26 protein-coding genes are annotated in these 22,721 nt (G+C 43.3%); 10 read left to right on the top strand and 16 right to left on the bottom strand.

Features of this window, described 5'->3' with window-relative positions:
- Window positions 1–285: 285 nt before the first annotated feature.
- The 3 genes from K5L93_RS07675 to soxR form a co-directional block, all read right to left on the bottom strand.
- Window positions 286–2,031: a sensor domain-containing diguanylate cyclase gene (locus K5L93_RS07675; RefSeq protein WP_220719187.1), complete on the bottom strand. Its 1,746-nt coding sequence runs from the start codon at window positions 2,029–2,031 to the stop codon at window positions 286–288.
- A 128-nt stretch (window positions 2,032–2,159) separates the two neighbouring features.
- Window positions 2,160–2,336, bottom strand: coding sequence for a DUF6435 family protein (locus tag K5L93_RS07670; protein WP_220719186.1), 177 nt, complete (start codon window positions 2,334–2,336; stop codon window positions 2,160–2,162).
- A 79-nt stretch (window positions 2,337–2,415) separates the two neighbouring features.
- Window positions 2,416–2,877 (bottom strand): redox-sensitive transcriptional activator SoxR, encoded by a 462-nt coding sequence (gene soxR, locus K5L93_RS07665; RefSeq protein WP_220719185.1) that lies wholly within the window; start codon window positions 2,875–2,877, stop codon window positions 2,416–2,418.
- A gap of 130 nt (window positions 2,878–3,007) precedes the next feature.
- Here soxR and K5L93_RS07660 point away from each other — a divergent pair, with 130 nt between their 5' ends.
- The 3 genes from K5L93_RS07660 (at window position 3,008) to K5L93_RS07650 (ending at window position 4,987) form a co-directional block, all read left to right on the top strand.
- Window positions 3,008–3,424 (top strand): VOC family protein, encoded by a 417-nt coding sequence (locus tag K5L93_RS07660; protein ID WP_220719184.1) that lies wholly within the window; start codon window positions 3,008–3,010, stop codon window positions 3,422–3,424.
- A gap of 122 nt (window positions 3,425–3,546) precedes the next feature.
- The gene (gene zntR / locus K5L93_RS07655) at window positions 3,547–3,954 is read left to right on the top strand and encodes a Zn(2+)-responsive transcriptional regulator (RefSeq protein WP_220719183.1); all 408 of its coding nucleotides are present in this window, start codon (window positions 3,547–3,549) and stop codon (window positions 3,952–3,954) included.
- The gene (locus tag K5L93_RS07650) at window positions 3,938–4,987 is read left to right on the top strand and encodes an SO_0444 family Cu/Zn efflux transporter (RefSeq protein ID WP_246615017.1); all 1,050 of its coding nucleotides are present in this window, start codon (window positions 3,938–3,940) and stop codon (window positions 4,985–4,987) included. Before zntR ends, K5L93_RS07650 begins: the two co-directional genes overlap by 17 nt.
- Window positions 4,988–4,997: 10 nt before the next feature.
- On the opposite strand, the gene K5L93_RS07645 is transcribed toward K5L93_RS07650, so the two are convergent.
- Window positions 4,998–5,405, bottom strand: a complete 408-nt coding sequence (locus K5L93_RS07645; RefSeq protein WP_220719182.1) for an META domain-containing protein — start codon at window positions 5,403–5,405, stop codon at window positions 4,998–5,000.
- Window positions 5,406–5,648: 243 nt separating this feature from the next.
- On the opposite strand from K5L93_RS07645, the gene udp reads away from it, so the two are divergent.
- On the top strand, window positions 5,649–6,416 hold the full coding sequence (gene udp / locus K5L93_RS07640) for a uridine phosphorylase (RefSeq protein ID WP_220719181.1): 768 nt from the start codon (window positions 5,649–5,651) through the stop codon (window positions 6,414–6,416).
- Window positions 6,417–6,743: 327 nt separating this feature from the next.
- Window positions 6,744–7,202 (top strand): hypothetical protein, encoded by a 459-nt coding sequence (locus tag K5L93_RS07635; protein ID WP_220719180.1) that lies wholly within the window; start codon window positions 6,744–6,746, stop codon window positions 7,200–7,202.
- Between the two features lie 80 nt (window positions 7,203–7,282).
- Here the strand turns inward: K5L93_RS07635 and K5L93_RS07630 are convergent, their stop codons facing one another.
- On the bottom strand, window positions 7,283–7,519 hold the full coding sequence (locus tag K5L93_RS07630; RefSeq protein WP_220719179.1) for a hypothetical protein: 237 nt from the start codon (window positions 7,517–7,519) through the stop codon (window positions 7,283–7,285).
- Window positions 7,520–7,869: 350 nt separating this feature from the next.
- Between K5L93_RS07630 and K5L93_RS07625 the strand changes: the two genes are divergently transcribed.
- Window positions 7,870–8,217, top strand: coding sequence for a hypothetical protein (locus K5L93_RS07625; RefSeq protein WP_220719178.1), 348 nt, complete (start codon window positions 7,870–7,872; stop codon window positions 8,215–8,217).
- A gap of 16 nt (window positions 8,218–8,233) precedes the next feature.
- A complete protein-coding gene (locus K5L93_RS07620) occupies window positions 8,234–8,710 on the top strand; it encodes a hypothetical protein (protein WP_220719177.1) in 477 nt (158 codons plus the stop codon).
- Between the two features lie 245 nt (window positions 8,711–8,955).
- On the opposite strand, the gene K5L93_RS07615 is transcribed toward K5L93_RS07620, so the two are convergent.
- The 6 genes from K5L93_RS07615 to K5L93_RS07590 all read right to left on the bottom strand — a co-directional run bounded on the left by K5L93_RS07615 (window position 8,956) and on the right by K5L93_RS07590 (window position 14,289).
- Window positions 8,956–10,716, bottom strand: a complete 1,761-nt coding sequence (locus K5L93_RS07615; RefSeq protein ID WP_220719176.1) for a retron Ec67 family RNA-directed DNA polymerase/endonuclease — start codon at window positions 10,714–10,716, stop codon at window positions 8,956–8,958.
- A gap of 160 nt (window positions 10,717–10,876) precedes the next feature.
- Window positions 10,877–11,176 carry a DNA-binding transcriptional regulator Fis gene (gene fis / locus K5L93_RS07610; RefSeq protein ID WP_016402072.1) on the bottom strand — a complete coding sequence of 100 codons (300 nt, stop codon included), beginning with the start codon at window positions 11,174–11,176 and terminating at the stop codon, window positions 10,877–10,879.
- A 35-nt stretch (window positions 11,177–11,211) separates the two neighbouring features.
- Window positions 11,212–12,168 carry a tRNA dihydrouridine synthase DusB gene (dusB, locus tag K5L93_RS07605; RefSeq protein WP_220719175.1) on the bottom strand — a complete coding sequence of 319 codons (957 nt, stop codon included), beginning with the start codon at window positions 12,166–12,168 and terminating at the stop codon, window positions 11,212–11,214.
- Window positions 12,169–12,331: 163 nt separating this feature from the next.
- Window positions 12,332–13,210, bottom strand: coding sequence for a 50S ribosomal protein L11 methyltransferase (prmA, locus tag K5L93_RS07600; protein ID WP_220719174.1), 879 nt, complete (start codon window positions 13,208–13,210; stop codon window positions 12,332–12,334).
- Window positions 13,211–13,422: 212 nt separating this feature from the next.
- Window positions 13,423–13,803, bottom strand: coding sequence for a hypothetical protein (locus tag K5L93_RS07595; RefSeq protein WP_220719173.1), 381 nt, complete (start codon window positions 13,801–13,803; stop codon window positions 13,423–13,425).
- A gap of 90 nt (window positions 13,804–13,893) precedes the next feature.
- The gene (locus tag K5L93_RS07590; protein ID WP_220719172.1) at window positions 13,894–14,289 is read right to left on the bottom strand and encodes a hypothetical protein; all 396 of its coding nucleotides are present in this window, start codon (window positions 14,287–14,289) and stop codon (window positions 13,894–13,896) included.
- A 291-nt stretch (window positions 14,290–14,580) separates the two neighbouring features.
- On the opposite strand from K5L93_RS07590, the gene K5L93_RS07585 reads away from it, so the two are divergent.
- On the top strand, window positions 14,581–15,609 hold the full coding sequence (locus K5L93_RS07585) for an MBL fold metallo-hydrolase (protein WP_220719171.1): 1,029 nt from the start codon (window positions 14,581–14,583) through the stop codon (window positions 15,607–15,609).
- A 208-nt stretch (window positions 15,610–15,817) separates the two neighbouring features.
- Here the strand turns inward: K5L93_RS07585 and accC are convergent, their stop codons facing one another.
- From accC to K5L93_RS07565, 4 genes are all read right to left on the bottom strand, one after another.
- Complete coding sequence (gene accC / locus K5L93_RS07580) at window positions 15,818–17,158, bottom strand: acetyl-CoA carboxylase biotin carboxylase subunit (protein WP_220719170.1); 1,341 nt, start codon at window positions 17,156–17,158, stop codon at window positions 15,818–15,820.
- A 12-nt stretch (window positions 17,159–17,170) separates the two neighbouring features.
- Window positions 17,171–17,620: an acetyl-CoA carboxylase biotin carboxyl carrier protein gene (accB, locus tag K5L93_RS07575; protein ID WP_220719169.1), complete on the bottom strand. Its 450-nt coding sequence runs from the start codon at window positions 17,618–17,620 to the stop codon at window positions 17,171–17,173.
- 36 nt (window positions 17,621–17,656) lie between these two features.
- On the bottom strand, window positions 17,657–18,103 hold the full coding sequence (gene aroQ, locus K5L93_RS07570) for a type II 3-dehydroquinate dehydratase (protein ID WP_152785699.1): 447 nt from the start codon (window positions 18,101–18,103) through the stop codon (window positions 17,657–17,659).
- A gap of 143 nt (window positions 18,104–18,246) precedes the next feature.
- Window positions 18,247–19,632 (bottom strand): MATE family efflux transporter, encoded by a 1,386-nt coding sequence (locus tag K5L93_RS07565; protein ID WP_220719168.1) that lies wholly within the window; start codon window positions 19,630–19,632, stop codon window positions 18,247–18,249.
- Between the two features lie 143 nt (window positions 19,633–19,775).
- On the opposite strand from K5L93_RS07565, the gene K5L93_RS07560 reads away from it, so the two are divergent.
- Window positions 19,776–20,618, top strand: a complete 843-nt coding sequence (locus K5L93_RS07560; protein ID WP_220719167.1) for an AraC family transcriptional regulator — start codon at window positions 19,776–19,778, stop codon at window positions 20,616–20,618.
- A 25-nt stretch (window positions 20,619–20,643) separates the two neighbouring features.
- Here the strand turns inward: K5L93_RS07560 and K5L93_RS07555 are convergent, their stop codons facing one another.
- Window positions 20,644–21,294: a TetR/AcrR family transcriptional regulator gene (locus K5L93_RS07555; RefSeq protein WP_220719166.1), complete on the bottom strand. Its 651-nt coding sequence runs from the start codon at window positions 21,292–21,294 to the stop codon at window positions 20,644–20,646.
- A gap of 182 nt (window positions 21,295–21,476) precedes the next feature.
- Here K5L93_RS07555 and K5L93_RS07550 point away from each other — a divergent pair, with 182 nt between their 5' ends.
- A complete protein-coding gene (locus K5L93_RS07550; RefSeq protein ID WP_220719165.1) occupies window positions 21,477–22,700 on the top strand; it encodes an efflux RND transporter periplasmic adaptor subunit in 1,224 nt (407 codons plus the stop codon).
- The last annotated feature ends 21 nt before the right edge of the window (window positions 22,701–22,721 follow it).

Raw genomic sequence — 22,721 nt, 5'->3', positions numbered from 1 at the left:
TTATCCTCATTAGCAGTTACATGCGCTAGCGGTACAAGTTGCCCGAAAAATAAACAACTTAGGTTTGAGGCGCGCATTTTACAGCAAAAGTGTGAAGAATGCGCCGTTTTTAACTGAGAAATGTTGGTAAATGGGGCAAATTGAGTGAAACAAAAGCTTAAATTAGCCGTTACGCCAAGCGCTTAAATGGCCTTAGTTGACCACTTGGTAAGCATTAATTGCGGGTTGGTGTAAATAATAGAGCTTAGCATCCGTTTCCTAGCTTTCATAAACCTGTTTAGCCGCTTAACTATTTACCTTGGTACTTGAGTTTGCCTCCGGCAATTTAAAGCGAAAAGTATTGCGGCCGTTTTGCTTGCTTAGGTAAAGTGCTTTGTCAGCCAAATCTATAATCTCTGTTAAACCTATATCTGCGCTTTCGGCAATTGAGACGCCCACACTAATGGTGATGTGGCTTTGCTTCTCTACCAAACTAAACTGGTGTGGAATTTCGGCCTTGTTAATGGCTTTTACGAGTCGCTTAGCCGAGAATTCAGCATAGTCGAAATCACTATTGCTCAAAATCGCAATAAACTCCTCACCGCCGTAGCGAGCGATAAGATCTCCCGGGCGTTTACAAATACCCGTAGCAATTAAGGTTTGAGCCACTTTCTCTAAACATACATCGCCAGCTGGGTGGCCATAGTGGTCGTTGTATTGTTTAAAGTGATCAATGTCGATAAGCATAATAGTAATAGGGTAGCCACCACGTTGAGCACGTCGCCACTCTTGTTCAAGAAACTCATCGGCACAGCGGCGGTTAGGTATACCGGTTAGGCTGTCGGTAACCGCCAGTTTTTCTAGCTCGCGATAGGCGGTGCGTAGTTCCTGTTGCGAGGCTTCTAAATCTGCAGTGCGTTCTTTTACTCTATCTTCCAATACCATTCTGGCTTGGCGCAGATTTTGTTTAGCATTACGTTGGCTAACGTAGAGTAATAGAAATAAACTCACCGCAACCAGCAAGGAACTAATAATTCCCAGTAGCACAATATTTCGGGTGCGATAGTAGATCTGAAAGGCTTCTGCTTGGTCGATTTCGGTGGTTAAACCAAAATCATAAGTGGGTTGCCATGTCCAAGCTCCCACTACTTGTATGCCTCGGTAGTCGGGATATCCCTTAAGATCGTAACCGGTAATTCCTTGGGTGGCGCTTTGGGCCATTAAGGTGAGTGCGTTAGGCTTTTGGTTAGCGGCTGCATTAGGAACACGGATATGCAAATTGTTGATGGCATCTTGCCCTGGCTCCAGTAACCCTAAACGATGCAGTTGTTCGTCAAAGCGACTAGCCGATAGCATTAAGCCGTTGCGATCAAAAGCGTAAGTTTCACCTGAATCCCAAATTCGACCCAATTGAGTAATTCGACTGAAATGGTCACTTTGGTTAACACTTACAATAAGTACTGCTTGTAACTGTTTATCTGAATTAAATACCGGGGCACTAAAGTACATATTGTTACTGTGTTTAGTTTGTTGAGGCAAGCCGGTAATAAACAAGGTTTCGCCTGCTAGTACTTGTTCCATTTTATCGGCTTTAAATTCAAACAAGGGGTGAGTTTTGTTTATCTCATTAGACTTATTGGAGTAGCGCACTTGTCCGTTTAGGTCACTTAGCCAATAGGCTTTATCTTGATAGGTTTCCATCATTAAGCTGAATCTTCGTTTGATGGTGGCTTCTGCACTGGCTCGCATGATTGAGGGAGCGTCTTGGTTGAGAATAATACTGGAAGACAGCGTCACCGATTCTGATTGAGCAGTATTACTTAACTCCAAAATTCGATGTTGAATCCATATATGGTGGGCTTCTTGGGTAGCTCTTAGTACCGTTTGAAGAGACTCTTTAACCTTTTGCTCTACTTCTTGTTGAATGTTTTCTAGGGCTGTGAAGACAATCGCCAAAATGGCTAAACTGAACAAGGAGACCATCACCACAACGGTTCCGAGCTTTACGTAGTTTGTTTTGAACTGTGGTGGAACGGTCGCTTTGTCGGCCATTTTACAAACAATACATATTTGGTTGATATTTAACCAGTATGAACGGCTTGGTAAAATGACTCAACTACTTGAGTAAAAATAACTTTTATATCAGTAGCTTGCGAGGAGCTTGCTGTGATTTTTGTTAATTATCTTTGCTGAGACTCTAGTTGCTCTATTTCTTTCCATAGTTCGTCAGCATCGGCACTTAACATCGAGTAAGTCATAATGTCGCCACGCCGCTGAGCCAACATTGCAGACTCCAGCAATGCATCATACTTTTGACGCTTACGCTTAAGTGGGTTAGGTTTTAGAAAACTAAACATAGACACTCCTTTGTTATCAACAATAGAACGCTTTAAGGCTGTAAATAGTTCTTAAGTATGCGGGAAAAATATGACTTTTTTATGAGAGCTGATTGTTGCGGTTTAAAATAACTGGTCCTTGTCCTTCGCTGGCGAGTTTGTCATTAGGGTTATACAGCGGGCAGCTTTTCATGGATAAACAACCACATCCGATGCAGCCTGTGAGGGCATCACGTAAATTCTCCAGCTGTTTGATACGTTGATTTAGTATATCCCGCCATTGCTGCGAGAGAGCTTCCCAGTCGGATTTATTGGGGGTACGTTGATTGGGTAGCTTGGCAAAAGCGGCTTTTATCTCTGCCAAACTTATTCCCATTTTTTGGGCAGCCTTAATGACCGATACTCGCCGTAATACATCGGGATGATAACGCCGCTGATTTCCGTGATTACGCCAACTGTTAATTAAACCTTTAGTTTCGTAATAGTGCAGCGTAGACACCTTAATACCACAGCGCTTAGCTACAAAACCAACAGACAAAGCCTGTTTAGGTTGATCTTGCATAGCTACCTCCTACAAATTTTAAAATTAGGCAAAAAATCTCTTTACCTCAACTTAGGTTGAGGTTTTAGGCTGATAAGCACAGTAACAATAAATAGCTTTAATTAGCACTAAAAGCGCAAAGGAGAACACGATGCAATTAGAACATCTGAACTTAGTGGTAAATGACATGCAGCAAACCTTGGCTTTTTATCAGGCAGCTTTTCCTCATTGGCAAGTGAGAGGAGAAGGTAAGCAAACTTGGTATGGGGTAGAGCGGCATTGGTTACATTTTGGCGATGATGATCAATACCTTACGTTTAACGATCAAGGTTATGGAGAGAATCGGCCGCTCGAAGGGAATCAAGTAGGTATGGCGCATTTTGCTTACATTACGGCTGATTTGGACGGTTTAATCACTCGTATGTTAAATGCAGGCTTTCGGATTCACCATGAAGGAGCCCAAAGTAGCCATCGTCGTAATGTGTATTTTCGCGACCCGAATAGCTTTGAAGTGGAGTTTGTTGAGTATTCTTCAGACTTGCCCGAAGAGCGTAATCGTTACGAGTAGCGCAAGGTCAAAATCACTATCCCCAAAAGCCTGATTTTTATCAGGCTTTTTTGTTTCTTTCATAAAACTCTTGACCCTATACCTAGCTACAGGGTTTATCATAAAAGAAATGGAGGATGGTTATGTACAAGATTGGTGAGCTAGCAAAGCTAAGTGGTTTAACGGTGGAAACCTTGCGCTTTTACGAGCGTAAAGGCTTAGTGCTGCCAGCGGCGCGTGGCGAGAACCTATACCGTATGTACAGCACGCAAGATTTAGCGCGTTTGAGGTTTATCCAACGCGCTAAACAAGCTGGTTTATCAATTAAAGACATATTGGAGCTACTCACTCTGCGAGAGCACGCAGAAACCGCCAGCTGCAACGATGTAAGCAATGTTGTAGGGCAAAAACTGGCTAAGGTTCAGCAGCAACTAGCAGAGCTAAAAGCCTTTGAAACAACCCTTAAAACTCTTCACGATGCCTGCTGCGGCGGAGAAGAAAGTGCACGTTCCTGTTCAATACTAAAGGCCTTAGATGATGCTATTGAATAACTTTATAAATCTTTTCTTAAGTGCAGCCCCATGGTTGTTTTTGGGCTTTGTGATTGCTGCTAGCCTTAAGTTAGGCTTACCTAGCCGTTGGTTAGCCAAGCACTTGGGTAACAGCAAAGCGAGTACCACTGTTAAAGCCGCATTTATTGGTGCGCCGTTGCCTTTGTGTTCTTGTGGGGTGATTCCTGCGGCCATGGGATTGCGCCGCGCTGGCGCCTCTAAAAGTGCCACTACCTCATTTTTAATTGCCACCCCAGAAACTGGGGTAGATTCAGTAGCCGTTTCTTACGCCCTGCTAGGGCCGGTAATGGCGATCGTAAGGCCAATAGCGGCAATAGTAAGTGCTATTGTAGCCGGCTTATTGGTTGGCAAAGGCGAGGACGAGCCAGCCAGCTCTACCAAGGTTAAAAGCTGTTGTAGTGGCAAAAATAGTTGTGCCAGTGAGGCCAAGCCTTCGCCAGCGCAGAGTCGGGCAAAAGTGAATACCAAGCAATGGCTGCATAGTTTTGTAGAGTTAGTGGAAGATAGCTACCTGTGGCTAGTGTTAGGCTTAGTCTTTGCGGCGCTCATTCAAACTTACGTGCCCGAAAGCTTTATGACTCGATGGGGGCAAGGATGGATCACCATGGTGGTAATGGTGTTGGTGGGGATCCCCATGTACATTTGTGCCACTGCTTCAACGCCCATTGCAGCAGGCTTAATTATTGCTGGCATATCTCCAGGAGCTGCTTTGGTATTTATGTTGGCTGGTCCAGCCACTAACATTGCAACGCTAATGTTGGTTCGCCAAGAACTGGGTATGCGGGCATTGGTCGCTTATTTAGTTGGGGTGGTTGCTAGCGCTATGGCATTTGGTTGGGGATTAGATTGGGCAATTGCTCAATGGCAGTGGCAAGTAAACCCGGTAGAGTGGCAAGAGCATCAATTAGTTACTAACTGGTGGGTCTTGAGTAGTAGTGCCGTAATTGCAGTTTTGATGGCTGTTGCGGGGGTTAAAGATGCACGGCAGCGCTGGTTTAGCGCTACCGTATAAACCTAAAAATTTAGCTTTTAGGTACGCGCTTAAACATTGCACCGTTGTTTAAGCGTAAGTTCTCGCCATCACTCACTAAAGATTGCTCTAGCGCTTGAACAAATTCCATTTCAATTTTGTTAGCCATGTCACCACATATTTTGCGGGTCATTCCTATTGGTTGGTTAACCTTGAGTTGCTTTCCATCCCACTCAGCTTGGCCAAAAAAGTTATTGCAGCCTGTAGTGCCAGAAATTTTAAAGCCGTTTTCATTTTCTTCTAAGGTAAATGCCGGCAGCTTAATATCTGCAATGTTGTAGAAATCACTGGTCATATACCAACGGCTATCTGCTAAATCCATGCTTGGCTCCGATTGTTTACTGGCACAGCCGACTAAACCTAGGGTTAAAGTTAAGCCAATAAGTAGCTGTTTATTCATGGTTGTTACCTCAAGTAAGCACAAAAACTATTTCAGGCTATTGTAGAACACAGCAGCCAATAAAAGTTCGATTATTGATTAATTTAATGTTTTTTTTGAGTAGGCGTTTTGATCAACACAAGCAGTAACTATTGGGCTATTTGCTGCTAAGTTCGCTTCAAATGCGAGATGTTTCACACTTATTGCTCAGTTCTCGTCCTATGCTCTGCTCATCAATCATTGGACGACATTAAGTAGGTAAACATGAACCAGCAAGCGAGTGTATTTCATCTTGGCTTAAACCCAGAGATGCTAAAAGGCGCAACTTTAGCCATTATTCCTGGCGACCCGCAGCGCGTAGAACGGATTGCCTCGTTACTAGAAGAGCCGGAGTTTTTAGCCTCGCAGCGCGAATTTACCTCTTACCTAGGTAAATTGGACGGTACACCCGTTGTAGTATGTTCAACCGGCATTGGTGGGCCGTCCACTTCAATTGCCGTTGAAGAGTTGGCGCAACTAGGTATTCGCACCTTCTTGCGGGTAGGTACTACCGGCGCTATTCAGCCACATATTAATGTGGGTGATGTAATTGTAACAACCGCTTCGGTTCGCTTAGATGGCGCCAGCAGCCATTTTGCTCCGATGCAGTTTCCTGCGGTAGCCGATTTTTCTTGTATGCAAGCCTTAAACAGTGCGGCATTAGAAGCCAAGGCAACCTGTCATGTGGGTGTAACTGCTTCTAGCGATACCTTTTACCCAGGCCAAGAGCGTTACGACACGGTGTCTGGCCGCGTAGTTAAAGCCTTCCAAGGTTCAATGGAGGAATGGCAAGCCATGGGCGTACTTAACTTTGAAATGGAAAGCGCCACTTTATTTACCATGTGTGCCTCGCAAGGCTTAAAAGCAGGCTGTGTAGCAGGCGTGATTGTGAATAGAACCCAGCAAGAGATCCCAGACGAAAGCTTGATGAAAAACACCGAACACCAAGCAGTAAACATTGTTGTTGAAGCCGCACGTAAGATGCTCGGCTAACCACAAAGTGCCAATACGTTTTGTCTGATGTATTGGCAGTCCTTTCCGAACGTTTAGCTCAATCTCTCTTCATAAGTGATTGGTTTTTTTTGTGCCAGAATCAGCGAGATGGCTGATTGGGCAAACTCACCAATGTAGCCGCTCTCGCTAATACAAACATTCGACGTCACTGAGCTAATCCCTGTATTGCCTTAGCCTGTCGCAGCCTGAAATACGATCTCCTTCAAGTATTAGGGGCTGGTTATCGTGAATATGGCGATATTAAATATCGCAAATGGTACTTTGTCTGCTGTTAAATTTGGTACGTCTGATTTGGTGGTGTTAATTATGAAAAAACTACTTATAGCTACTTCCTTGGTCATGGCTTCTGCGATGGCAAGTGCAGGTGTATTGGTGCATAAGGATGCATTTGGTGAAGAGATTACTCATATCGCTACCATCGTATCTCATGAGCGCAATATGTTGATTTTTGTTTGTTATCCCGAGGGGCACTATCAAGCAAATATGTACGGAAATCGTGCCTACCACGAACCTCGTATAGAGCTTAGCACTAAGGTTAAGCTAGCGGGAGGCGAAGCTCTTGAAGGAATTGGTAGCGCAATACGCAATAATCAGGGCGTTGCTTTAGATGTACCTTCTAGCGATAAGCTGTTGCAGAGTGGCAATGCAACCTTATTTGCCCAAGGTATGATTCACGATGTCGAGTTTGCTATAGACATCCCTCAGTCTCAGGTTGAAGAATTTAAAGCGACCTGCAGCCGTAAATTTGGTACCGAGTTTAGCTAGTTCGGTGTGTGAGAAACACAAAAAAGCCAAAGTGAAATTACCCACTTTGGCTTTTTAATCAATATGTTATGGGTGTTACATTAGTTTATGTAGTACTGTTTTTTCTTTTGGGCTACCCAATAGAAAATAATGGCGGTCACAATCGCAGAAGCAATATAAGCGGGAAGGGTTGTTTGTAATGACAACATAGCGCTATCAACTCTCTGCTCTTCGAGTAAGAAAGGTGTAGCTTGAGAGTTAAACGAATAGTTGAAAATAGCGAAGTTGGCGACAAAGTTAAGTACCGCCAGTGCTACGTAGATAAGTACAGTCTTCATATTGGTTTACTTAACCTCCCAGAACCAAATTTCACGAGATTTATTAAAGTCACTTACTCGGCTTAAGAACTCAAGTATGCTTCTTGTAATCATCTAGGAGTTGGCTACTTTGTTCTAGTTCCATAGGTTTATATTCTCATCAATACGTCTTTCGAAAGACTCATTGCCACGCTGCCAGTAATCTTTATAGAAAATGATACTGTCACACTGCAAGTATATGTAATTGGAAAACTAAACACGAAGATTGCTTTTTTGAAGCAACACCAAGTAAAGCAATGATTTCAAATGCATATAAATTGATTCATTAGTTTTCTACTGATAGTCTTGATAATTAATTTTATGGAGGCCTTATGAGTAAGGGAAGTTTTTGTCATTTGCAGGGCTTTGAGCCTAGCGATAGAACGTTACGATATATAGAGCAGATGAACGATACAGTTGAAATGGCGAGTTTGCTGGATAAGCTCATTGGCATCGTACCGTTTTTCCAGATATTTGCAGGTAGGGGGACATACAAATCGGCAGAGTTGATCTCTACGGGATATCAAATTACAACTTACAATTGGGAATTATACGCTAACGCTTTAAAAAGTATTCCTGAAATCAAACGGAGAAAGTTAGAAGATATAGCAGGCACCGCATCTATTTACACTCACGGTAAAGAAAGACGTTTTTGGGAGTGCGTATACAATGCTCTATAGGCTTAAATTATTAACAATGTGCTTAACTTTTACGTTTTCAGCGGCTGCTACCTCTGCGTCTTTGCTTACAAGCAATGAAGATCTAGCAAAAGATTTGGAGCTTAAGTACCAAGCCTTAAATGCTAAAACACAGAGTTGCAGAGAAGGCCGTAGAAGCCAAATAGAAGTAGATAAGCTAAACAATATATGGTTTGCAGACTTACCATCAGATAGTAAAAAGGTAGTACTACTCATTGCCAGCCACGAAGCGATGGAGCGTTGTACTCAAGTTCAGGTCGATGAATACTCCCTTTCACTAGTTGAATACGCAGCTCAAACTGAAGATAAGAAGAAACTCGAAGAGTGGCTGAAAATAAAACAGAACTTTAAGCCCGAAGAGCTAGTGAGTGATATTGATGCGCTTAATTCCGAACAGCTGATAGCCTTTTTACAAGAGTCTCAGCTTAACAAGCCTTTTGACTTAATTGCGATTATTAAACAACTGAATCTATAACGGTTGTGATAGTTTTCTTATCTAGAAGATCTGCGTTAGAGGTGGTTTTCTAACGCATTTCTGCACCAAAACGAGTTTGAATAAAAGATTCCACTCGTGCAAGTAATTCAATTTTCCCTTATATGCAGAACGTATGTTGGACTCTGTTGTTAACTTTAGCAAAGTGGTAAGACAACACAGTGCAGAGGTGCCACTAGTTATCAGCTAGGTTCTATAAGTCATTCTGCTTATAATACTATGAGGCATTATAATGTTGAAAAGTGCTGCTTAACTTTCTCAATCTCATCAAAGATGTACTTAAATTTATCAAAGTTGATTTTTGCTTTATTTGAGCGAACAACCTTAGTCGAAAAAATATGTTTTCCATATTGCTTGCTTATATCTATATGCTTAGCTGGAGAAAATGTTTTTCCATCAATCACAGTACCGAGAGTTGCGGTATCAAATAAGTCTTCCATAGCGGAATCTTTTCCTCCAGCATTGAGTGGAGTCAAAATAAGATACAGGTTATGGAATAAGTGAATAAAGCCGCTACTTTTTAGTGTGGCTATATCACTAGGGCATGATCTTACCTTTTTTACTAAATGATTTAATAAATCTTTGGGGCCAGTGTCGTTATCCAGTACTAGAATTACTGGATTCTTAGCTTTCTTGTCTTCAAAGCACTTTAAATCATCAGCATACCTTTGAACAAACCTAACAAAAGGTGTTGCACCATCACCCATATCGAGCAAGTACATTGTTTTACGGTTTAAATCAGGGAATTTTAGCTTGGGGGAATACTTTGCGTTAGCTGATTTAGGGTTTACTAAATTAGGGTAAGAGGCTTGAAGATGATTTAAAGCACTTTTTAAGTAAACGTTATCTGTTTTCCCTTCAGTCAATATTGTTGGGTGTTCATTCGCAAAAAAATGCTTGTATTGCAAAAATCTCCCATAAACCTTTTCTCTTGAATTTAATTTATCACGAAATTTATTAATTCCAGTGTGTATCTTTGGTTCATATTTTGGCTCTGGCTTTTTCTTTTTCTCTAGGTTGTTATAAAAATCGATAGAGTCAATAAAAGTCAATCGACCTTCTAGCTCTGATAAATGACCATTTCTATAAGAGCCATCTTGCTCAGAAATCTGAAATTTTCCTGTTTTGAATAGAGAGTGAGCCATAGCTCTGGTTATGCGCCAATATTCAGATTTAATGTTTACTTTTTTATTAACAACTAATCCAGTTGCTTCTTGTCTTGAATCTTTAAATTGTAATCTGGTTTTTTTTGGGTTTACTGAAAAACCAGAGCGTCTTATTTCGCCAAGTAATTTTGAACCTAGTGTTGTATCTTCAATTTTTTTGATAATAGCTGTGGGGAAACTTTTTTTTCTAGTCGAAAACGTTATATCGTCAGCATATCTTGTATATGAGCAGCCATTTCTCTTAGCTAACTTGGAAAGCTTAATATCAAGATTGTTAGTTATAAGGTTGGCAATCACAGGGGAGCATGGGCTCCCTTGAGGAAGAGCATTTTTATAGCATGCTATTTGGGCAATGATGGTTGCTATATGGGGATCTAATTTAAAGCTTTTGTTTGCAATAAAATACCCTCGAACCCTGCCAAAGTTAAAGCTCCCAAAGAAATCTTCCAAATCTAAATTTAGTACATTCTTTTTACCGTGGTGAATACGCGCATTCGTTATGATTGACCTTTTTCGCTCGAAGCCATGTGAAAGAGTGCATTCAATTTTGTTGTCAAGATGAATCACCTCTTTACAATCTAATAGTAAATCTGACAATTTACGTTGAAGGTCTTTTAATTCGTCTGATGGAGCACTAATTGTTCTGACACCACCCGATTTCTTGGTAATGTCAAATTGATGGTAGTGCGAATTTACGTATGATTTTACGCCCGGCCTGTACAAGGTCCTAGTAAGGAAAGCTGCTGAAACGCCTAGGATTGATGCTAATTCAGGTTTTGTTTTAGCTTGTTTAAGTAGTAAATAGTTTCTTCTATGAATCAAATTACGCTCTATTTCGTAAAACCCTTTTTAAGTCTAAATTTAGTCAATGTTACCTGTTTTACACACTTTATGGTGTGTAGCATGGTGTGTGACAAAAACAAAAAAGCCAAAGTAAAATCATTCACTTTGGCTTTTTAATCAATACCTTATGAACAGGTGTTTAGTTCATGCCGTATTTTTTCAATTTCTTGCGTAAAGTACCGCGGTTGATACCTAACATGATTGAAGCGCGGGTTTGGTTGCCGCGAGTGTATTGCATAACTACGTCAAGCAACGGAGCTTCAACTTCAGATAGTACTAATTCGTACAATTCAGACACATCTTCGCCATTTAATTGTGCGAAGTAGTTGCGCAATGCTTGCTCAACTGAATCGCGTAATGGACGTTCTTTCACTTCAGTGCTAGTTGCACTGCTAGTCATAGTAGAAAGTGTGTTTGTGGTGGTATTTGAATCAAACATACTTGACGCTCTTTTTAATTAATTAATGATCACAACTATTCGAAAAACTGTTCAATCGCGGACGTTTGTACCAGGGCTGATTCAAGCTGGTTAAACTGGCTACGAAACTCATCCGTGTCCGCTAATTGCTTCAAGTACCACCCCACATGTTTGCGAGCGATACGAACCCCTTGGTACTCCCCATAATGTGAATATAGGTTGTCTAAGTGGTGAAGCATTACTTCCTTCACTTCTTCGGCTTTGGGTGCATCTAAATGCTGCCCGGTGCTTAAAAAGTGATTAATTTCTCTGAAAAGCCAAGGGTTACCTTGCGCTCCTCGACCTATCATGATGGCGTCCGCGCCGGTGTAATCCAAAACGTGCTTGGCTTGCTCCGGTGTGGTGATATCACCATTTGCCACAATAGGTATCGAAACCTCTTGTTTTACTGCTTTGATGGTGTCGTACTCGGCTAAACCTTTATACATACACGCTCGCGTCCGACCGTGTATGGCTAAAGATTGAATACCGGCTGCTTCTGCAAGCTTGGCAATTTGCAAAGCATTGCGATGTTCTGGTGACCACCCAGTGCGAATCTTTAGGGTCACCGGCACATCCACTGCGTGTACAACAGCATCAAGAATTTGTTTCACTAACTCGGGTTGCTGCAATAGCGCCGAACCAGCTAGCTTTTTGTTTACCTTTTTAGCTGGGCAGCCCATATTGATATCGATGATTTGCGCGCCATTTGCCACATTATGTTGGGCGGCGAGAGCCATCAATTCTGGATCTGAACCTGCTATTTGAACACTGCGTATGCCACATTCATCTAGGTGAACCATGCGGTTTAGTGATTTTTGGCTACTCCAAACCCGTGGGTTACTGGACACCATCTCTGAAACCGTAAGCCCCGCACCTAAACGCCAACATAAGCGACGAAAGGGTTGATCGGTAATTCCAGCCATAGGCGCTAGTATCACCGGATTGTCCAGCTTGTAACTGCCTATTTGCATGACTGTCGTTCTTCTCAATCTCAGGGCGGCGTAGTTTACGACTTTTTAGGCACGCTGAAAAGGCTATATTTTGAACATTTTTCAAAAAAAAAGCTGGATTTTTAGCTACGGAATATGGCAGCAAACCCTTTAGTAGAGGGTTTGTGCCACATTATTGGTGAACTTAGCGCTTTGTTCCGCTTAATCGACACCATTCTTGATCAAGAACAACCGGATCCATATTGCACTGTGTTTGATAGGCGGTAACTACTTCGTCGCTTTGTTCTTCTAAAATGCCTGATAGGGCAATAGAACCTTGCGGCTTTAAATAGGCTAGGATGATTTCGCTGAGCTCTTTAAGTGGGCCTGCCAATATATTGGCCACTACAATATCTGCTTGGAAATCTTTAGGTTGGTCTTTAGGTAGGTAGAGTTCTAGCTTGTCGGCCACGCCATTACGCTCGGCATTGTCGCGGCTAGCTAAAATTGCTTGTGGGTCGATGTCTATCCCAACTACCCGTTTAGCGCCTAGCTTAATTGCGGCAATGGCTAAAATGCCGCTGCCACAGCCAAAGTCCACGACGGTTTTATTGCTAAGGTCAAGTTGGTCTAACCATTTTAAGCAAAGTGCTGTGGTTGGGTGAGTACCTGTGCCAAAGGCTAGGCCTGGGTCTAGCATTACGTTTACCGCGCTAGGATCTGGTACGTCTGTCCAGCTAGGGCAAATCCACAAGCGTTCGCCAAACTGCATTGGATGGAAGTCTTTCATCCATTCGCGTTCCCAGTCTTTGTCTTCTAGTTGGTCTAGTTTGTAGTTGCCGTCTTCTAGAATAAGCGCTTCGGTTAAGAAGTTAAGAATAGGCGACATATCGGTAGCGGCATCGTATAGGCCTTGTACATCGGTATCGCCCCATAGTGGCGTTTCACCTAACAAGGGCTCAAATACTGGCGTGTCGTGGCGGTCTAAGAATGTCACGGCTTGGCAGCCGGTTTCCATTAAAATATCTCCAATGGCATCGGCAGTATCTTTAGTGGCGTTTATTTTTAGCTGGATCCAAGGCATTTTCCGCTCCTCTACTAGATTAGGCGGCAAGTGTACTGCGTTAGATAAGGCTTATCATCTAAAAATTGAAATCCCTTAAAGCGAAGGGAGCGAAACTAGCATTTGTTGTCTCTACTGGGAGAACTTGTTTATAAGCCAAGACTGCTATTTATTGTCTTGAGTAAATAAAAAGGCTAGGGATAAGCTAACCTGGTTAATTAGATTTCTGCTGGTTAATTGGCTGGGCTTAAGCCGCGGTTGCGATACTGCGCACGTTTGTACAATAAAACTAAACCACGACATCCCGCTAAAGCTGCGACAATTAGCGCAGGGGTATTAAACGTAAGGTTTAATACCAACACGCTACTGGCAAGATATAAAAAGGGAATAAATTCGTAAACTGGCTCGGGAATGGCTTTGCTTTTGCGGGCAAAAGATTTCTTATATTTGTCGAAGCGGCGATAGTTTGAACGCATTACCCAAACAAGCGCACCCATGCAAAATAATAATGCACCACCAACATGGGCTAACCAAGGTTCAAGTAATAACATTGACCCTGTCCCTGCAGATAAATAACCGCTTGGCAGTACTTCATAGATGGCTCTTGGTAGCATTAGCTCTCCCTGTAGCAACCTTTTATTAACATTAATAAGCATAGACTTAATCAGGAAAATGGCCAAATTGTGCTTTGGTATGTTTAAAGGTTAATGGCTAGTTTCAACATTGCTCGATGCCTTTTGCCATGCGTGGCGGCGGAAGCGATGACGCATATAGAGTAGAGAGCAGCCTCGATATAAACATAAGGCGGCAATAGCGTAAGCGGCGATAGATTGCTGCGTAGAAGCTAAAGAGAGAGCTAAACCGATAAACAAAAAGGGCATAAACTCGTATAAAGACTCGGGAATGGAAAAACGTTTGGTATTATTAGTGGCTTGGTCTAAACGCCGAAAATTAGAGCGCATTACCCAAATCAATGAGCCAAGAAAAAACAACAACACACCACCTGCTACTCCTAGGGTAGAGTCTATCCATATTACCGAGCTTGAGCCGGCAGCCAAGTAAAGGCTCGGCAATATTTCATAGATTGGTTTAATAATCATAGTATTGCACTCAATTCCGTTTCAGGTGTTGGCTAAATTATCACTTCCCAAAGCATAACTTTGCTCTAACTAAGATGGTTTAAGTGTAAGACAAATTTTGGAAACTGCAGGCTCAAGCCATCGCCCAACCAGATATTGCTGTAACAACTTGCTTACATTTGACGTCTCAAAACAAAGTAAACCAATGGGTTTACTTTGGTGTTTGTTGGAAGTAAACTCCTTGGTGTAATTTAAGAGGGCGCCACGTTGAGCACACGAAACAAGGTTATTAGTTTTTGTTTGGGAGGATTAATGAGTACACCATTCGCTTCAGCCATAGCGGCTGACAACACGGTTTTTACTACCCAAGTTAATAATGGTAAGTACCAAAACGCACAAGCAATGCCAGCTAATGCCTCGGCTTGGGGTATTTTGTGGCGTTATGTGAGTGAGCAGCGGGTAGATGCTACGCCAAGTAATGGCATTCCGGTGATGCCTTTGAGCGCTTCTCAACTTGACGCATTACCTGCCGATCAAAGCAGTGTTATTCGCTTTGGTCATTCGAGTGTTTACATGCAAGTGGCTGGGCAACGCTGGTTGATTGATCCGGTATTTTCGCAGCGAACATCTCCTTTTAGCTTTATTGGCCCCAAGCGTTTTCATCAACCTCCGCTTAAGCTGAGTGAGTTAGACAATATTGATGGTGTGCTTATTTCCCATGATCACTACGACCATTTAGACAAGCACAGCATCAAGCTGTTAAAAGATAAGGTTCAGCATTTTGTGGTACCTGAAGGGGTTGATCAACACCTGCTAGATTGGGGAGTGGATAGGCAAAAGATTCAACGCTTACGCTGGTGGCAGTCGGCCAATTTTGGTGAGTTAACAGTGACAGCCACGCCAACACAGCACTTCTCTGGTCGTGGCTTATTTGACGCCAACCAAACGCTTTGGGCATCTTATGTGATTGATGCGCCGGAGCAGCGAGTATTTTTTAGCGGTGACTCTGGTTACTTCGATGGTTTTAAGCAAATTGGTGAGCGTTATGGCCCCTTTGATTTAACCATGATGGAAACCGGCGCTTATGACAAAGATTGGTCAGCGGTACATATGACGCCAGAGCAAACTTTGCAAGCTCATTTGGATTTAAAAGGGAAGGCCTTGATGCCGGTGCATAACTCTACCTTTGATTTGGCTTTCCACTCTTGGTATGAACCGTTTGAGCAAATTAGCCAGCTAACTGAGCAAGCCAATGTAAAATTGATAACGCCTAAAATCGGTGAGGTATTCACCGTTGGGCAAAGTCCAATTACAGAAGCGTGGTGGCGGGTTTTCAAATAACCTGAACTCGGGATAAGGAAATGACGATAGCTTTGCAAGTCAGTACCTAACCTAGCTTCATGTTTCTGGCGAGATAGTTTTGCTTAGTTCAAGGCGAAGCTGCGCGCCAATAGTTAGCCTATTGCAGGTAGCGTTAAATAGTTTAACCAAGCAAATAAAAAGGCCTTAAGCATTGCTTAAGGCCTTTTTTAAATCTAGCGTTGGCTACTTACAAACCAAGTTTCTTTTCTAGGTAGTGAATATTCGCGCCACCAAACTGGAAGTTCTCGTCTCGCATAATTTTTTCTTGCAGCGGAACGTTGGTTTTGATGCCGTCGATCACTAGCTCAGAAAGGGCATTTTTCATGCGTGCAATGGCAATGTCGCGGTTTTCACCATAGGTAATTAGTTTACCAATCATAGAGTCATAGTATGGCGGAACGGAGTAACCCGCATATACATGCGAATCCCAACGAATGCCCATGCCACCTGGCGGGTGGAAACGGTTAATGCGACCAGGAGATGGGATAAAAGTTTCCGGATCTTCAGCATTAATACGACACTCAATCGCGTGGCCAGTTAATTTCACTTGCTCTTGGCTAAATGATAAGGGCTGACCAGCAGCAATGCGCAGTTGCTCTTTAATTAAGTCGATGCCAGTCACCATTTCAGTTACTGGGTGTTCAACCTGAATACGGGTGTTCATCTCAATGAAGTAGAACTCGCCATTTTCATACAAGAACTCGAATGTGCCTGCTCCGCGGTAGTTAATTTCAATACATGCGCGGGTACAGCGCTCACCAATGTTGCGGCGCATATCTTCGGTAATGCCTGGAGCTGGAGCTTCTTCAACCACCTTTTGGTGGCGACGCTGCATAGAGCAGTCACGCTCACCTAAGTGAATAGCGCCGCCTTGGCCGTCTGATAATACCTGAACCTCTACGTGACGAGGATTCTCTAGGTACTTCTCCATGTATACGATGTCGTTACCAAAAAAAGCACCGGCCTCGCTACGGGTTAAGTCGATAGAGCTTTGCAGCTCTTCTTCCTTGTATACAACACGCATACCACGACCACCACCGCCGCCAGCAGCTTTGATGATAATCGGGTAGCCAATGCGTTTGGCAATGGCCGCATTTTGTTTTCTATCGTTGCCTAGTGGGCCATCTGAGCCAGGTACACATGGTACACCGGCTTTTTTCATGGCTTTAATCGCTTCAACTTTATCACCCATCATGCGGATGGTTTCAGCTTTAGGGCCGATAAAGATAAACCCGCTCTTCTCTACTATTTCAGAGAATTCGGCGTTTTCAGACAAGAAACCATAACCCGGGTGAATGGCCACTGCATCGGTAACTTCGGCAGCAGCAATAATGCGCGGAATGTCTAGGTAACTTTCGGTTGCCGCAGGCTTACCAATACAAATTGATTCGTCGGCTAACAATACGTGTTTAAGGTCACGATCGGCTGTTGAGTGCACAGCTACCGTTTTAATGCCTAGCTCTTTACATGCACGTAAAATACGCAGGGCAATTTCACCACGGTTAGCAATAACTACTTTATCTAGCATACAAATGCCTCTTTATTCGATGATGAATAGCGGTTCATCAAATTCAACGGCGTCACCGTCTTCAACCAAAATGGCTTTAATCACGCCAGATTTGTCGGCGTCGATTTGATTCATCATCTTCATGGCTTCAATGATACATAGGGTGTCACCTACGTTAACTTGTTGGCCTTCTTGCACAAATGGTTGCGCTTCTGGAGATGAAGAACGGTAGAAAGTACCTACCATTGGCGATAATAATTGGTGGCCAGAAGCTACTTCGCTAGCAGCTGGAGCAGCGGGGGCGGCTGGAGCTGCTGCAACTGGAGCCGGTGCTGCAACAGGAGCTGGAGCATATACGGCTTGTGCCGCACCGCTGAAGTTACGGCTGATTCGTACTGCCTCTTCACCTTCGGTGATTTCTAGTTCAGCAACACCAGATTCTTCAACTAATTCGATTAATTTTTTAATCTTGCGAATATCCATAAGGGCTCTCTTTATCGTATTAGGTTAATTAAATAGCTATTTCTGCAGCTTGTTGAGCGCTGCAGTTAAAGCAAATTGATATCCTTGACTACCTAAACCACATATCACTCCTTCTGCTTTGTCGGCAAGGTAAGAGTGATGACGGAAGGGTTCACGTGCATGCACGTTAGATAGGTGAATTTCTATAAATGGAATGTTCACACCCAGTAGCGCATCGCGCAGCGCTACGCTGGTATGAGTAAAAGCCGCAGGGTTGATGATGATGAAATCGATCTCGCCCATGGCTTGATGAATGCGGTTAATAAGTTCGCCTTCGACATTAGATTGGAAATCTTGCAGATTTACGCCCAGGTCATTGGCTTGCTGGCGTAGCTGTTCAACAATGTCGTCTAAACTCTGGTGACCGTAAACTTCAGGTTCACGTTTGCCCAGTAAGTTTAGATTTGGACCATTGAGTAACAAAATAGAGAATTTATCAGTCATTTTCGTTGAAAAACCAGCTTAAATTATAGAACTTGTCAATTTCTTAAGGTTAGCACATTTATCAAAGATAAATGTGCTATGTCATCGACATTTTCGACAATTATAGGGTTTTCGCAGAAAATGGCAGCATTTTTCTGGTCTAATCAGTTGGTTTCGGCGAGAGGCTCGGTAGTTAGGTTACGTAGCCATTTTTTCTGGTTCATTCGCCAAAAACACAACATAGCTTTAAATACTTCTTCACTTAACGCGATACAGAAGGCGGTGATTAAGCTTACATCGAACACAAAAATCGCAATAGAAGTAAGCATTAAACCCACACCCCATTGGCAGAATGTATCCGACATTAAGCAAAAGCTATTGTCGCCGCCGCTGCGCAAAATGCCGTTAATTAGCACCATGTTAAAAATGCGTAGCCAAGTAGAGGCTGCTAGCACTAACACCAATTGTTGGGCTAGTTGCAAAGTTTCTGATTCTAAAGCGCCAAACAAGTTCAATAAAGGATAGCTCAATAACCAAATAGCGACACCGATACCAATGGCGGCAATAGGGCTAACTAACAAGGCTAAACGTGCATCTATCCAAGCCTGCTTGAATTGGTTGGCCCCTAATTTGTTGCCCACTATGATGGAGCAAGCGCTCGAAAAGCCCATAAAACACGAAATAGCGATGCCTTCTATAGGGCTAATTAGGCTCATGGCCGCCAACGCGTTAGTGCCCAATTGACCATACAAGGTGGCAAATACAAATACACCGCTCGACCAAATACTAAAGTTAATAACTAGTGGCACAGCAAGCTTGGCGTATTTGATTAGCTCAGCTTGTTTAAACTGCCAAAAACCAATTAAACATACTTTTAGTAAAGGGTGTTTTTGCCACCAAAGGCTGGCCCACAATACAACGAGTTGCAGTAAACGTGCGATAACTGTCGCAACACCTGCGCCTACAATACCCATTGCTGGGATCGAGCCAAAACCAAAAATTAATACTTGGTTAAGCGCGATATTGGCGACCACAGCAAAAACACTAATGTACAGCGGTAGCTTGGTATTGCCACTTGCTCGTAGTGCAGACTCAAACACAATCACCGGCAAGGTGAATAGAATCATCAAGGCGGTTGCGCGAATATAATCGCTGCCAATAGCTACTAAATGAGCATCACTGCTGCCCCATTGCATAATGGTGCTAGGGCTGAAAAGCATGAAGGCTAAGGTTGCCAGGGTAAAAATAAGTCCAGCATAGAAAGATAAAGCCACCGTGCGGCCAATGGCTGTCCAGTTTTTAGTGCCCCAGTGCTGCGCACTTAAAATGGCACAAGCGGTCGAGAAGCCATTTAAGATCACAATCGCCACAAAGAATGCGCGACCGGCATAACCTACTGCGGCGACTTCGGCATCACCTAAAGTGGCAACCATTAGTACGTCTACCAAGCCTAATAAGCTTAGTAATACTGCTTGTAAAGATATTGGCCAAGCTAGGCGCCAGAACTGCTCTAGCCAAGAGCGATTCAAAGTAATAGGAGATGCGTACATAACAACCTCAAAAATGTGACTTGCATCAGATAAAAGCTATCTAGTTATAAGTGGTGGTAAATATTTATGGGCGCGATACTATCTTACATATTGGGTTTTCCACATAATTGAAGCTATCTAAAATATGTTCAAAACTATCATTTATGGCTGAGCAACATTGGCAAGACAAGTTCGAGATAGGCCCCGCCTGTGTTGAACGCTTTTTAACCACAGAGCGATTTTCTGAATTAACGAAATTGCAGATTAATCTATCTGGGGTATCGTATTTGCGGGGTGAATATTTTGTTAGCCGCAAAGCGCCACAGGAACACACCTTACTGTTTTCAATGGCGGGAGCGGGCAGTTTGCATACTTCAGAGTTTAGCCAGCGTTTAGGACCAAATGACTTAGTTATTTTGCCTGCTGGAGTTAATTACTCACTCAGCTTAGCTAGCCACTTTTGGCGGCATAATTGGTTTCAGTTTTCGCCAGATATAAGTTGGTATCGCTTTCCTAAAAAAGCCAAAGTGAAGAAAATCAACTCTAGTCAAAATATTGATAAGTGCATGAAGTTGTTATTAGATGAGGAAACAAAAGCCAAGGCAGATCCTTTAGTTGAATCGGCCTTAACCCAACTGATCAAACGCTATTTGTTGCAGTTGCTTAAGCCGCTAAAAGATGCCGAACCAAGCCCATTGCATAAACTAGAGCAGCAATTGCGCTCCTCTTTGCACTATCCATGGACAGTGGCCGACATGGCGCAACGTTTGTCGGTATCAGAAGCGCACTGCTATCGCCTATTTCAGCAAGAGTTTAAATGCAGCCCTAAGCAGTATCTAAGCCGGTTACGGTTGGAGCATGGTAGTTATTTGCTGCGCGAAAGCCGTTGGTCGATAGACGTGATCGCTAGCCAACTAGGTTACCAAGACGGTTTTGCTTTTGCACATCGCTTTAAGAAAAGTTTTGGGGTTTCTCCTGGTCGTTATCGGCGCAGCTACAACCAATAACAATCAACAGGATTGGTGCTAAGCCTTATTTATTCATGCTTTGCAAGCTGGCGGCTATTTTTGCACTGCTTACTCGCTTAAAGGTGTCTAAAGTGAGTGAAGCAACTTGCTGCAATTGTTTTTCTGTTGCGCCATTGGTAGCGTGAACATTTAAACCTTGTAACACCGTGGCCAAGTAGTGGGCTAGCGCTTCTGGATCGGCATCGGCGGTGAGATCTTTTTCTTCTTTGGCACGCTCGAAACGCTGTTGCAAGGCAATGCTGCCTTGGGCACGACGTTCCTGCAAAGCTTGCTTAATGGTGCTTGCTGACTCGCTACACGACAGAGCCCCTTGCACAATCACACAGCCTTGCGGTTGCGAGGGATCGCTTAAATTAGCCACTGCACCTTTCAACATGTAATCCACTACGTCGTAAATGGTATCTTGCTCAAGGGCGGGATAAAAATAGGCTTGAGGACGAGATTCGTAAAGCTCTATGGCCTGCAAAAATAACTGTTCTTTATTGCCAAAAGCCGCATACATACTGGGTTTATTTATGCCCATGGCTTGGGTTAAATCATTTAATGATGCCCCTTCGTAGCCTTTTTGCCAAAACACTTCTAAGGCTTTTTCCAGCGCTTGGTTTGCGTCAAAGCTGCGTGGACGACCAATCTGAGAACAGCACTTGGGGGACATTTTTCTACCTCAATTTATCATTGATCTGATCATAGCTAAGCCACGTAAACCTGTCTAGATATTTAAATACCACTTGGTACAAAAAGATCTTGATCTCGATCATGCTTAGTGATTAATATACCAACCAGTACAAAACAAAATATCACCCATATATCAATTTATCATCACTTGAGGGAACGAAGATGGCATCAGTTTTTGACCTAACAAAACTCATCGCAGTAGGTGCTTTAAGCATTTTCCTTGTGGCTTGCGGAAAACCGGAAGCGGCGACTAATCAAGCACCTCCACCCCCAAGTGTAGATGTAGCCGAAGTATTGCTTGAACGCATTACCGAAACCGATGTGTATACCGGTCGCCTGCAAGCGCCACAAACCGTGATGGTAGTGCCGCGAGTATCGGGCTACATCGAACAAGTGCTATTTGACGAAGGTAGCTTGGTAGAAAAAGGTGAAGTGCTGTTTAAAATCGACAGCCGCATTTTTGCCGCCGAAGTCGCTCGCCTAGAAGCGGAACTACAAAGTGCTAAAAGCAGTTTAGAATTAGCTAAAAAAGGGTACCAACGAGCGCAGGCCTTAAATAAACAAAATGCTATTTCTGACGAAATTTTAGATAGCCGTTTTTCGGCGCGAGAGCAGGGCGCAGCGGCAGTGGCATCGATTACTGCTGCCTTGTCGCGAGCTCGCTTGGATTTAGACTTTACCGAGGTGCGCGCCCCGATTAGTGGTCGTGTTTCTAACGCGCTTATTACCGAAGGTAACTATGTAAACCTTGGTGCTAGTCAGCTTACTCGTATCGTGTCAACCCAACACATGCACGCCTACTTTGATGTAGATGAGCAAAGCTTTTTGAAATACCAAGAGTTAAGCAACGTATTGCCGCTGCAAGGCGCGCAAGAAACTGTAGCGGTAGTGCAAATGGCTTTGGCTGATGAGCAAGCATTCAAACACTTAGGCCAAATAGACTTTATCGATAATGCTGTGGCGAGTGGCACCGGCACTATTCGCTTGCGCGCTAGCTTTGACAATCTGAGTGGTGAACTACTGCCAGGTATGTTTGCCCGCTTGCAAATTGCTGGAAGTAGCTCTTATCAAGCGGTATTAATTGATGACAAAGCAGTCGGTACCGACCTAAATAACAAGTTTGTATTGGTGCTAGATGAAAATAACCAAGTGCAGTATCGCCCGGTTGTGTTGGGTGAGCGGATCAATGGCTTGCGGATTGTTTCCCAAGGTTTATCGGGTTCAGAGCGTATTGTGGTTAACGGTATTCAACGGGTACGGCCGCAAATGCAGGTAACGCCAATTGCTACCGCGATGGCTAGCGAAGAGCTTGTTTCTGCCTTGCGTGAGTCTCAACAGTTACTCGACCAACAACATCAGCAATTAAACCTTAACGCTAAGTTGTAAGCTCAACAAGGATAGATTCGC

The organism is Agarivorans litoreus, from assembly GCF_019649015.1.
Taxonomy (GTDB): Bacteria; Pseudomonadota; Gammaproteobacteria; order Enterobacterales; family Celerinatantimonadaceae; genus Agarivorans; species Agarivorans litoreus.
This window is presented reverse-complemented; position numbering and strand designations above follow the sequence as displayed.